The following is a 12,812-nucleotide window of genomic DNA, read 5'->3' on the forward strand; positions in this document are numbered from 1 at the left end:
CCTATAAAATTGAGGCTGTGTTACAATCTAGCTTAATAATTTGTTATTACCATATAAATAAATGGAAAATTTCTTACTACATTTACTATACATCCCGGAAGCAAACATCATTTTATTTGTATGTCAGGCATTTACAATATTAATTGTTCTAAAATTAATAGTCGATAAGAAGTCTGCTTCTAATATAATAGCATGGTTATTAGCTATACTTTTTATTCCGTATATGGCTATACCTTTTTTCTTTATATTCCAACGCAAAGATAAGCGTAGCTTTTGGCAAAAGGAAAATATGGATATTAGCGAATCAAGCTTACAATCATTTTGTATTAATGATAGTGATAGTTGCAAAAATTTGCCGATAGAAACAATAAATGTTTTTACAAATATGGATCTACCAACCTTAACAAGTAAAAACTCTTTTGAGATGTATACTAATGGGGTTAAGTCATTCGAAGCTTTTATGGAAGCGATTAAAGCTGCTAAGAAAAATATCTACATTCAAACGTATGTATTTAAAAATGACACAACATCTAAACTTGTAATCAATGCCTTAGAAAAAAAAGCTGCTGAAGGTGTTGAAGTTAAAATGATGATAGATTCTTTAGGATCATTCTATATATACCGCCATAATAGAAAAATCTTTAAAAACTTACGTAAATTAGGCGCTCAAGTTGTATTTTTTATGCCGGTAATATCAAATCCATTACGTAACTATATTAACTATAGAAACCATCGTAAAATATATATTTTTGATAATCAAACTGTATTTAGTGGCGGTATGAATATAGGTGATGAATATATGTCGCCAATTGAGCATGAAGGAATGTGGGATGATATTTTATTTAAAATACAAGGAGATTCATTAGCATATTTTCTTAAAGTTTTTTGCTCAGACTGGCACTTTGCTACAAGTGAAGAGCTTGAATTTAAAATTGAAAACACTATTTCTCAGGAAGGTTTTGTTCAAGTAATACCTTCAGGACCAGACTTACAGGAAGATCAACTATATTCTGGTCTTATTACAGCTATTAATTCAGCCAAAGAAAAGCTCTGGATAATAACTCCATATCTAATACCATCTGCTGAACTATACCATTCAATTATACTAGCAAAAAAGAAAGGCATAGATGTCAGAATTATTACACCTAAAAAATCTAATCATCAATTAGCTGATCGTGCTAGAGCCAGTTATATAAGAGATTTTCTAGCAAATGATATTGATGTTCATTTTACAAAGAATATGATCCATGCAAAAGCCGTGTTAATAGATAATAATATCGCTATGCTTGGTTCTGTTAATTTAGATAATCGTAGCTTATTTTTGAATTATGAAATTGCTACTTTTTTGTATAGTAAGAACGATGTCGAAAAAATATATCAGTGGGCTGACAAAATATTAGCTGATTCTACTCAAAGCACACAGCATATGACCACAAGTAGAGGTAGCCTGATCGCAGAAAGTATTCTTAAAATACTTACTCCGTTAATGTAACCGTAAATCATAACACTTATTTGCTATCTTTAAAATAGACTTTTGTTGATATTTTTTATTTGATAAAAACTAGTTAATCCCTTGAATTTGTAAATTATTATATCCTTGTTTTTGATTTATTTTAGTTAAACCAAGGAGATATATACTATTATGCAAAAACTCAAAGCCACATCGAAAGCATTATTTATACTAGGATTAGGCACAACTGTACTAGCATCATGTTCAGATGATAATGACAAAAGTAGTGTTAATCCACTAGAACTTTATAACAAAGTAACTCAGCTTGAAGCAGCTTTTGATGAGCAGTATGGCGATACATTCAAATTACCCCAAAATGCTAAACAATGTACTACAAACATTACCAAAAATTCGGATGTATTTAAGTATATGGATAGCAAAACAGGTTATGACTACACAGATAATTCTCAGTATGCTCAAACAGCAAAAAAATTAGTAGATAGCTTAAATATGCTAATGTACGAATTTAAAGATATTGGCTTTATTAAAGCTATAGAGCAAAGTGGTAAACACCCTGCTATTATGTTCGATATTGATAATACTCTTGAATTAACGTCTTTTAATGATGATTACGATAGCAAAGGTACCAAACCAACTCCATATATTACTGAATTTGTAAAAAAACAATGTTTTAAAAATGGAGTTGATTGCTATTTTATAACTGCTAGATATTGTAATACTGCCTCAGCAACTACTACTGCAAAATGGCTAAAAAATAATCTCAATCTTACAGATGATCAGATTGATAAATATGTATTTTTGTCAGGTTCAATTGAAAATAGCCTTTGTGCGTCTGGTGCAAATGATAAAGTCGCTTATAAAGATTCATTTAGACAAGCCCTATCAGAGCAAAGAAATGTATATTGGCTTATGTCTATTGGTGATCAAATGACTGATTGGTACGGCTCTCATAGTGGTTTAAAAGTCAAATTCCCAAATCAACTATTCCAAAGTAATATAGTACCTAATAACTATGATAACCCTAGCAACTGTATGTTGATGACTGTTACTGCTCCTACTCAAAGTTGCTATAATAAAATTAAATCAGGAATATTAGAGCATGGTACAATTAATTATTGTAAGAATTTCAAAGATAATAAATATTATAGTGGTAATTAGAGTCTAAATTATTGTTAATTTCTAAGTCCAAATAGCGACTATTGCCATAATTGCAAAGCCAATAATTACAAAACTATACTGCTTTGTATTACAACAGTCTTTAACAAGTACAGATCTATCTAAACCATGTAAAGTTCCCATATATATAAAAGTCCCTGCTGCTATAGCAGTAAATGTGGGCTCAACAAATGGATTTGTGACATAATTATGCGCAGCTTGTCCAAAGATTATTCCTAGTGGAGTCATTATTACAAATACTATAAAAAGCATAAATCTAGTTATAAAGCTCATATTTGTTTTATTTATACTTATAGCTAAAGCAAAACTTGCTGCCCATTTATGAGTAATAATTGCTAGAAATATTACTAATGCGACACTTAACTGTTCTGATAAACCTAATGCTGCACCTTCAAAGAAACTATGAATAGATAACATTATTGTTGCCATTATAGCCATAAAAGATAGATTGCCTTTATTGCTCTTTGATAGTGCTCCACCTATATGTTCTAACAACAAAAAGAGTAAAATAGTTATCCCTGCTATTAAAAATGGAAATGGATAATCTATATTTAGTTCTGAAAAATCCCCAGCTGAATCACTTAGCATATGAATTAGACCAGCACCTAAAAATACACCGCTTGCCAAAGCATCACCTATTGGGAAGTGAAATCCCTCAGGATTATTTGCTTTCTTTACAAAAGGAAATATACCAGAAATTGCCGTTACGAATAAAATCACAAGCAGAATTGTTAATTGAAAGTTACTCATTTTTAAGCCTCTTCATCATCTGATTCAAACCAAGCAGGAAATGGATCTGCTAAATTAGTGTATTTTTCTGGATGATCCCAGTAGTCATTTATTAAGCAATCATCTAGAGCCGCTTTTATTTGCTCATCTTTCATCTCATCTTTTAGACCAATAAATACTATCTCTTGTCTTCTATCACCACTGATATCATTCCATCTATCTTTCAGCATTTGCTGGAACTCTGGAGTATTTGGCCATTGATCTTTACCCATACTAGCCCACCACATTCCCATGCCTTGATGTCTAACTAGAGCACCAGCCTGTGAAACTTCACCAACATAGTCAGGTCTTGTAGATACCCAAAAGAATCCTTTTGCCCTAACCACACCAGGCCACTCTACATTGTCAAAAAAGTTTTTTATCTTAACCGGATTAAAAGGGTTTATTGAATGATAAACAAATGATCTAATACCATACTCTTCTGTTTCTGGTACATGCTCTTTGAAGTTATAAAGTTCTTTGCTCCACAATGGATGATTTTCAGCTTCTTCTAAATTAAATTTCTTGGTATTTATAACATTATTTATATCAACTTTTGAAAAACTTGTTTCGATTATTTCGGCATCAACATTTAGACCTTTGACTATAGATTTGACAGTCTCTTTTTCTGCCGTCGAGCATTCATCAATTTTGTTTAATATTATGACATTAGCAAACTCTATCTGCTCAACCATAAGATCAACTATTGCTCGATCATCTTCATCCCCTAAGCTCTCACCAGTATTTTTTAGATATTCACAAGAGCTGTAATGACTCATAAAATTAACACTATCGACTACCGTAACCATTGTATCTATATAAGCAACATCGGCTAGACTCTTACCCTCTTCATCTCTAAACTCAAAAGTTGTCGCAACAGGTAATGGTTCTGAGATACCAGTGCTTTCAATAATTAAATAATCATATTTTTGTGATTTTGCTAACTGCTCTACTTCTATTAGCAAATCTTCACGTAGTGTACAGCAAATACAGCCATTACTAAGCTCAACCATCTTTGCTTCAGTTTTTGAGATATGTGAATCATGATTTTTGATTAGCTCAGCATCAATATTTATTTCATTCATGTCATTAACAATCATAGCAATTTTTAAACCATTACTATTATTGAGAATATTACTTAATAAAGTAGTCTTACCTGCCCCTAGAAAGCCAGATAAAACTGTAACAGGTAATTTTTTCATATAGAGTTTTCTTTGTAGTTAAATTTTGATTGATATAATACACAAACATACAATATGTTACAATATAACAGTTTATTAAATGATAAGAAATGAGTTATACTTTGTCGAGTAAATTAAACAAAGTTTGACTTCTATTAATGAGTAAAAGTATACAAATAGCTAAAAATTTCTGTGAAAAGAATAAATACAGATTTACTAAACCTCGAGAACAAGTGCTCCAAACTATTTATAATCAAAACACTCCACTAAGTGCTTATGATATTTTAGAAATTCTTTCAGCAAAAAAACAAACAAATCCCCCTACTGTATATAGAGCAATAGATTTTTGGTTAAAACATGGTTTTATCCATAGGATAGAAAGTCAAAATTGTTATGTAAAATGTAAAGAAAATCACAAGCATCAAGGCTTTGAAGTATTTGTTTGCCAAAATTGTGGTTTTGTTGATGAATCACATTTTTGTAATCTAGATATTTTTAAAGAGTTTCAAAAACTTACACCTTATCAGATTGAGAGTTGGAATCTTGAGTTAAGAGGATTATGCGATAAATGTCTCAATGAAAGTTAGTGTAATATTAGTTTTATAGCACTAAATTAACTATAATTTCAACTTGCTCCAAGATTATTGATACATCTAAAATTTTAACAATAAAAAGGAATTATTATGAAATTTCTACATTATAAGTATAATAATGATATTTATCCATGTATCTTATCAAAAGACATTTTATACAATATTAAAGATTTCGTATCAGATATTTCACCGCAAAATATTGTCAAACTTACCTCTATAATAAGCAATATTGATATAAATACTTTACCTGTATTAATAAAAAATATAAACGAAAATAATATAACTAACTGCATTAATAACCCTCGAAAAATAGTCGCTATAGGAATGAATTATTTAGATCATTTAGAGCGAGTCAATTTTCTTGGTGGACCTAAAATTAAACCAACTAATTTTATATTTTTTCAGAAACCTTCAAGTAGTATTACAGGACCTTACGATCCTATATATATCCCCAAAAACTGTAATAAACTAGATTATGAAAACGAACTTGCTGTTATTATTAGTAAACCCGCGAAGAATATCAAAGTATCTGATGCCTATGAATACATATTTGGATATTGTATAGCTAATGATGCTTCTGAAAGAGGACTACAATTTCAACAACCTGGGCAATATAATATGGGTAAAAGCTGTGACTCTTTCTGTCCACTAGGGCCTTATCTCGTTAGCAAAGATGAGATTAACCCAGATAATCTTTACATAAAAACTAAAGTAAATAATCAAATCATGCAAAATGGTTCAACTAAAACAATGATTTTTAAAATCCCAACATTAATAGCTAAATTAAGTGAGTATTTTACCTTAGAAGCTGGAGATGTTATTTTAACAGGAACTCCTAGGGGCGTTCAGCTTGAAAATGAAATTCTTGGATTAGAAACTAATTATTTACAAGAAAATGATGTACTTGAATTAGAAATAGAGGGTTTGGGAGTACAAAGGAACTTAATTTTGAAAGGCTGAAATATATTAGACATAAATAACATAACTAATAGACAAATAATTTTGTGAGCTTTTATAGTCAGTACTTTTAGTTGTAATACTTGTATAATCTAAGCCAAGCCAAGAGCTATACAATATGTTATAACGAAATCCACCACCATATTGAAGAGCATTATTATTTGTACTCTGATAAAGTTGAGAATAGTCTAAATAAGTTATAAGACTTTTCTCAAATAAGTTCCAGGTATAACTTCCTTGTATTGACCATGACCCAACCATATCACCAGAGTTTAAAAAGTTATCATAGATATACTGAGAGTCTGGTCTAATAGACCCAAAGAAAGGAACTCCTGAGATCTTATTTGAACTAATTGCTGAAGAGTAGTTAACACCACTAACACCTTTATCTGTAACAGCTCCTTCAAGAAAAAAGTTAAAATCAGATATAGCCGCAACATAATGAGCATCAAATATTCCAACCCTACCATTAGTAGTTGAATTAAACCCTGAAGAGTTTGTATATGATATACCAAAGTATTGATAATCTCCTTCGGTAGACATTTTATATGTATATTTAGCATTTAATGTATAACCTATTCCCCCCTTACTATCAGCATTTGTAGTTCCAAAATAGCCTTTTGTATTTGAATTAAGTATAACTGCATTTAAGAGAATACTATCTGTAGCATACGATAAGTTCGCATTTCCACCTGATTGCATGAAATACAATCGAGTAAGAGTAGATACGAAGTTTGATACAATATCAAAATTACCAAACATAACTACATCATTTGCTATATAGCCAAAAACATTACTTTCAGATAAGTCTCCTACTGTTACATACCATGAATATGGGATTACATGTGTTCCTGCTCCATCGTTATATATAGTTAAGCTACCAAATGCACTAACCCACTTAGATAGTGTAGAAGCAACATACCCATCTATAAAATATGAAAAGTCTTTTGTTGTACCTTGATTATGTATTGCATGAAGTCTATTCCAATCAATAAAAGCCGTTTTGCCACCTGTATAAATATATCCATCCTCAAGTAACCCGTCTTTTCTAGATTGCATCATAAATAAGGGATGTCCAGTACGTTTAAGTGGATTTAACATTGCATGAGAAAATACTTCATTAACCCTAAATCCATTAAAAGATTTATATTTAAGATAAGATGTATTTAATTGACTATTTATTAGATCATCATAGGTATAAGTTTCGATCTGATTGAGTTTGTTTTTATTTAGTGATTCTCCATACTGCATCGTGACATTGTCTACAGTTTCTGTCAAATCTGAAGAATAATTTTTTTGCTGTATTTTTATTGAGTCATCAGAATATCCTTTTATAACAAAAATAACAGATAAAATAGAAACAGCGACTTTATGCATTAGACAATCCTATTTCTGAGATAGTTATGTCAACTATTAACTAACCATTATAATCAAGATAATAATCAAAAATGCAAAGTATATGATATTTTGTATGGCAGGTGCTATTTTAGCCGATAACCTAGTTCCAATTGGTGCTCCAATTAAGGATCCGCAGATAATACCTATAGCCGCAGGTAAATATACATATCCAAGACAAAAATGAGGTAATGATATCTCTGAAAAACCTGTAACAATATACGTTAAAGCACCCAGTAGTGCAATAAATGGAGTAACAGCAGCAGCTATTGCTGCAGCTTGTCCCATTGTGAAATTCTTATGTTTTAAAAATGGGACAATCATTACACTAGAACCAATTCCAAGAAGTACAGCTATAGCACCAGTAAAACTTCCATATATAGTAGATAATATATTATTTGGTTCTATTCTTTGACTAGCTCTACCGTCCTTTTTCTTTTTAGAAAATGATTTAGCCGCCCATTTAATAACAGTATAAATCAAGAATATAATAAAAAATATTTTTAATATCTTACTCGATAAGAAACTCGCAAGTATCGCACCTAAAATAGCGCCAATTATTACCCCAATTTTTATAGGGATAGCTACCTTCCATATTATATTTTTAGCTTTGTGGTGAGAATACGTTGTAATAGTAGATGTAAATATCATTACGAAAAGAGATGTAGCAACTGCTATATGCATAGCATTAGCACTAAAACTTGGCTCATATACTGATACAAATACCATCATAAGTGGCACTACAGTTAACCCTCCACCAAGCCCAAAAAGCCCTGAAAGAATACCAACTATAATACCAGTAATTATAAAACAAACAGCTAGAAATAACATTTACTCATCCTTTAGAGTATGCCTATGTTATTTCATTCTAACATAGAATTAAACTCTTTGTTCTGCGCCAAACTTATTTATTAAAATAGATAAAGCAGAATCTACAGCTTGATTTATAATTATATCATCTAAAGTTTTATCATTATCTTGGAAAAGCATACTTAAAGCTATGCTCTTTCTTGCATTTTCTTCAGACTCATAGATATCAAAAATATTTACATCTTTTAGTATACTTATATTAAGGTCATTTATAGTTTTGATAATATCTCCAGCAAGTACTGATTTATCTACTAAGAATGATATATCTCTTGATACCGATGGGTATTTCGAGATTTTCTCAAAACTAGGTATTTTTTTGTTAGTTAAAACAGCTAAGTCTAACTCAAATACTACTGGTGCTTTGGCTTTGATTTGGAATGTTTTTAAAACAGATGGATGAATCACACCAATTACACCAATCTTTTCACCATTTGCTAGTATATAAGCTGACTGACCTGGATGAAGCCAATTAACATCGTCACAAACTTCAAAACTTAGATTTATAACATCAGCACAAAGCCCTTCAATATCTGCTTTAACATCAAAGAAATCAACTTTTTTAGTATTTGACCAATTAGGGTTTAAAAGATCTCCATAAGCTAGACCTGCAATTCTATCAAACTGAACTCGTTGGTTATTCTCTAACTTAAAACAAGCACCCTTCTCAAAAATTCTAATTCTATTTTGCTGACGGGCAGTATTAGCTTTAAAAGAGTTAATTAATCCCGGTATCAAAGATTGTCTCATTATAGATAAATCTTGCGATATTGGATTTTGAATAGCTATACCCTTTTCTTCAAAGAAAAACTCATCAAACTTAGGATCTATAAAGCTATAATTAATAGCTTCATGATAACCTCTATCAACTAGTCTAGCATTTAAAGTATCTATAGGTTGCTTTGTTTCTGATATATTAATTTTAGAAGCTTGATACTTAGGCATAGTTTCTGGCAGATTTGAATAGCCATATACACGAGCAACTTCTTCAATTAAATCTTCTGGAATTTCCATATCAAAACGATATGATGGAGGAATCACCTCCAAACAACATTCATCTATTTTTGTAACTTGCATGTGTAAGTTTGTAAGTACTTCAGCTACATACTCAATAGTAAACTGCGTACCCAAAACTCTATTTAGTTTATTGATACATAGATTGATAGGTGTAGTCTTCTCTATAGATTCAGAATCTTCTACACCAGATATAGGTGCTACTTCACCACCAGCAATTTCTACTATTAAATTAATGGCTAGTTGCATTGCATCCTGTGGTAGTCTAAGATCTACACCTCTTTCAAATCTATGTGAAGAGTCAGTATGTAAGTTATATTTACGCGCTTTACCAGCAATTTTTTCTGGTACAAAATGAGCACTTTCTAAGAAAATGTTAGTAGTAGCATCTGTAATTGATGAATCTAAACCACCCATCACACCTGCTATTGCAAGAGCTTTTTTATCATCTGCAATTACTAGAGTATCTGATTGTAATTTAACTTGTGTTTCATCTAACAGAGTCAGCTTCTCATTATCATTTGCATAACGAACATTAATACCACCTTCTAGTTTATCCAAATCAAAAGCATGCATCGGCTGACCAGTTAGTAACATCACATAATTTGTCACATCAACAAAAAATGAAATACTGCCCACACCACTCCTTCTTAGCTTCTCAACCATCCATAGTGGAGTTTGAGCTTTGTTATTTACATTTTTGATAATACAGCCTAGATAAGATTTACAAGCGTCATTAGCTAATATTTGTACATCTTTTGTTTCTTCCAATGAAACGTCTGTCGCTTTTATTTCAATGTCTTTAAGTTGTGTTTTTGTAAGGGCAGATACTTCACGAGCAATACCATAGACACTTAAGCAATCTGCTCTATTTGGGGTTAAATCAACTTCGATAATATTATCATCTAAATTTAGATACTCATTCATATCTTTGCCTACTGGAGCATCTGCTGGTAGATCCATCAAACCATCAGCCTTCTCAGCTAGACCAAGCTCTTCTTCTGAGCACATCATCCCAAAAGATTCTTGCCCTCTTAGCTTAGATTTTTTGATTTTAAAGTTACCAAGTAAAACTGCACCTATTGTTGCAACTGGAGCTTTCATTCCTTCATAAATATTACTAGCACCACAAACTATAGTTAGTAGTTCTTCTTCTGCTACATCTACACTACATATATTTAGTTTATCAGCATCTGGATGTTTGTTGATAGTTTTGATTTGCCCTACTACGACACCTGTTACTTTTTCAGCAACTACTGGCTCAATCGCATCAACTTCTAAACCAGCTAAAGTTAAAGTATCTGCTAGATTTTGGCTATCTTGAGTATCATCTAGATACTCATTTAACCAATTATGTGAAAATTTCATTTATAAACCTCAATAATAAAAATTAAAACTGTTTCAAAAATCTTAGATCATTTTCAAAGAACATTCTCAAATCATCAATACCATATCTAAGCATAGCGAGTCTCTCGACACCCATACCAAAAGCAAAACCTTGATATTTCTCAGTATCAACATTACCAGCTTTTAGGACTTTTGGATGCACCATGCCACAACCTAGCACCTCCAACCAACCAGTATGCTTACATACTCTACAACCTTTACCATCACACATTACACACTCCATATCTGCCTCTGCTGATGGCTCTGTGAATGGAAAATATGAAGGTCTAAATCTTACTTTTAAATCTTTTTCAAAGAATGAATTTAAAAATGCGTGTAAAAGCCCTTTTAAATCAGCAAAAGAAACATCTGTATCAACCAATAAGCCTTCTACTTGATTAAACATTGGAGTATGAGTAATATCAGAATCACAACGGTATACTCTACCCGGAGCTATAATCCTAATAGGTGGTTCTTGCTTTTCCATGGTGCGAATCTGAACACCTGATGTATGAGTTCTAAGTACATGAGTATCATCAATATAAAAAGTATCATGCATAGCTCGAGCTGGATGATGTGATGGTATGTTTAGAGTCTCAAAATTATAATAGTCACTCTCAATCTCAGGACCAACCTCCACTGCAAAACCATTTTGCTTAAAAAAAGCTTCAATACGATTAAGTGTTTTTGTTACAGGATGTAGTGAACCTTGATTTTGTCCTACTCCTTTTAATGTAACATCAATTTTTTCACTTGCTAATTTTTCATTTAATTCTGCTTCTTCAAATTTTGCTAGTTTTTCATTAATAGCATTTTGTAATGCTTGCTTTGCAATATTTACTGCTTGACCAAGCTTTGGTTTTTCTTCATTTGGCAATGTAGCTATCAGCTTCATCATACCAGTTAACTCACCCTTTTTACCAAGATACTTTACTCGAATATCATCTAGAGACTTTTTATCACTGACAAGATTTAACTCTTCAAGAGCCTGATCTCTCATTTGATCAACTATTTGCATACTAATCCTTTATTTAAAAACTTGCAGATATTATAGACAAAAAAGATTTTTATTAAAATGTGGTAAGACAAACAATTTAAGAGTTTTAGTTAGTTTTTTTATTTAAGCCATATTTACTAATTATAAAAGCACCGACAACACTTATTATTCCACCAATTATTGATATATATGCTTCTGTCTCTCCTAAAAAGATCCAACCTAAGAATAAAGAAATAATAGGCATAAAATATAACGAGCTAATAGCAACTGTTGCAGGAATATTTCTAAAAGCATATCCCCAAAATAAATAACCTAATGCTCCAGGAAATACTCCTATATAGATAACAACAAAGATACTTGTAAAATTTGCAGTAGATAATTCTGTATAAGCCTCATTAGAGTATATCATTAACATAATCGTGCCAAACCAAATACAATAAGTAATAGCTTCAATTGGGTGAAATTTTATAAATAAACTTTTCTGGAAAACCGAATAAATAGCACCTGAAAAACAGGCTCCATAAACTAAGCAAATACCAATAAATTCAAATGAGGTATCATTCTTTGAACAAAAAATTACTGCGGCACCTATGATAGCTAAAATAAATCCAAAAATACCATATTTATTAATTTTTTCACCCCAGAATATAAATGCAAATACAGCTACAATTATGGGAGCTTGTGCTATGATAAAATTAGCACTAGATGCCGTAATTCTAGATTCTCCAGAATTTAACAGTACGTTATATGCAAAAAAACCAAAGAAGCCTAAAATAGCAAATCTCAATAAATCCTTAAAACTAGGCCTAGCTTTATCTTTTTGTCTAAAAAATATTATAAGCATAACAATACTAGCTATAGCATATCTGGCTAATGATAAGCCTCCAGCACTAAATCCATTTAACATCAAATAACGGATTCCAATAAAAGCTGTTGACCACATTGTTATAGTCAGTAGTAACAATATTAATGCCTTTTTAGCAGAAAGTTGATTATGCATCATTATT

11 protein-coding genes are annotated in these 12,812 nt (G+C 31.3%); 4 read left to right on the plus strand and 7 right to left on the minus strand.

The genetic code is table 11. From position 1 onward, the window contains the following. The first annotated feature begins 61 nt into the window (after window positions 1-61). Together cls and F0R75_RS04010 are read left to right on the plus strand one after the other, a co-directional pair. Window positions 62-1,492 carry a cardiolipin synthase gene (gene cls / locus F0R75_RS04005; RefSeq protein ID WP_149368244.1) on the plus strand — a complete coding sequence of 477 codons (1,431 nt, stop codon included), beginning with the start codon at window positions 62-64 and terminating at the stop codon, window positions 1,490-1,492. Window positions 1,493-1,642: 150 nt separating this feature from the next. Next, on the plus strand, window positions 1,643-2,629 hold the full coding sequence (locus F0R75_RS04010) for an HAD family acid phosphatase (protein ID WP_149368243.1): 987 nt from the start codon (window positions 1,643-1,645) through the stop codon (window positions 2,627-2,629). Window positions 2,630-2,650: 21 nt separating this feature from the next. Here F0R75_RS04010 and F0R75_RS04015 read toward each other — a convergent pair whose 3' ends face one another. Then, on the minus strand, window positions 2,651-3,397 hold the full coding sequence (locus F0R75_RS04015) for a ZIP family metal transporter (protein ID WP_149368242.1): 747 nt from the start codon (window positions 3,395-3,397) through the stop codon (window positions 2,651-2,653). A gap of 2 nt (window positions 3,398-3,399) precedes the next feature. Continuing rightward, the gene (locus tag F0R75_RS04020; RefSeq protein ID WP_149368241.1) at window positions 3,400-4,617 is read right to left on the minus strand and encodes a GTP-binding protein; all 1,218 of its coding nucleotides are present in this window, start codon (window positions 4,615-4,617) and stop codon (window positions 3,400-3,402) included. A gap of 137 nt (window positions 4,618-4,754) precedes the next feature. Between F0R75_RS04020 and F0R75_RS04025 the strand changes: the two genes are divergently transcribed. After that, entirely contained in the window at window positions 4,755-5,183 is a 429-nt protein-coding gene (locus F0R75_RS04025; RefSeq protein WP_146421367.1) for a Fur family transcriptional regulator, read from the plus strand. 96 nt (window positions 5,184-5,279) lie between these two features. After that, entirely contained in the window at window positions 5,280-6,149 is an 870-nt protein-coding gene (locus F0R75_RS04030) for a fumarylacetoacetate hydrolase family protein (protein WP_149377208.1), read from the plus strand. 6 nt (window positions 6,150-6,155) lie between these two features. Here the strand turns inward: F0R75_RS04030 and F0R75_RS10215 are convergent, their stop codons facing one another. From F0R75_RS10215 to F0R75_RS04055, 5 genes are all read right to left on the minus strand, one after another. After that, a complete protein-coding gene (locus tag F0R75_RS10215; RefSeq protein WP_149377209.1) occupies window positions 6,156-7,523 on the minus strand; it encodes a hypothetical protein in 1,368 nt (455 codons plus the stop codon). A 36-nt stretch (window positions 7,524-7,559) separates the two neighbouring features. Further along, window positions 7,560-8,372 (minus strand): sulfite exporter TauE/SafE family protein, encoded by an 813-nt coding sequence (locus F0R75_RS04040; RefSeq protein ID WP_149368238.1) that lies wholly within the window; start codon window positions 8,370-8,372, stop codon window positions 7,560-7,562. A gap of 48 nt (window positions 8,373-8,420) precedes the next feature. Continuing rightward, window positions 8,421-10,790, minus strand: coding sequence for a phenylalanine--tRNA ligase subunit beta (pheT, locus tag F0R75_RS04045; protein ID WP_149377210.1), 2,370 nt, complete (start codon window positions 10,788-10,790; stop codon window positions 8,421-8,423). A 22-nt stretch (window positions 10,791-10,812) separates the two neighbouring features. Beyond that, window positions 10,813-11,826: a phenylalanine--tRNA ligase subunit alpha gene (gene pheS / locus F0R75_RS04050; protein ID WP_149368236.1), complete on the minus strand. Its 1,014-nt coding sequence runs from the start codon at window positions 11,824-11,826 to the stop codon at window positions 10,813-10,815. A gap of 85 nt (window positions 11,827-11,911) precedes the next feature. Next, window positions 11,912-12,805 (minus strand): DMT family transporter, encoded by an 894-nt coding sequence (locus tag F0R75_RS04055; RefSeq protein WP_149368235.1) that lies wholly within the window; start codon window positions 12,803-12,805, stop codon window positions 11,912-11,914. Between the last annotated feature and the right edge of the window lie 7 nt (window positions 12,806-12,812).

The sequence above is a fragment of the Francisella marina genome, assembly GCF_008369785.1.
GTDB lineage: Bacteria > Pseudomonadota > Gammaproteobacteria > Francisellales > Francisellaceae > Francisella > Francisella salimarina.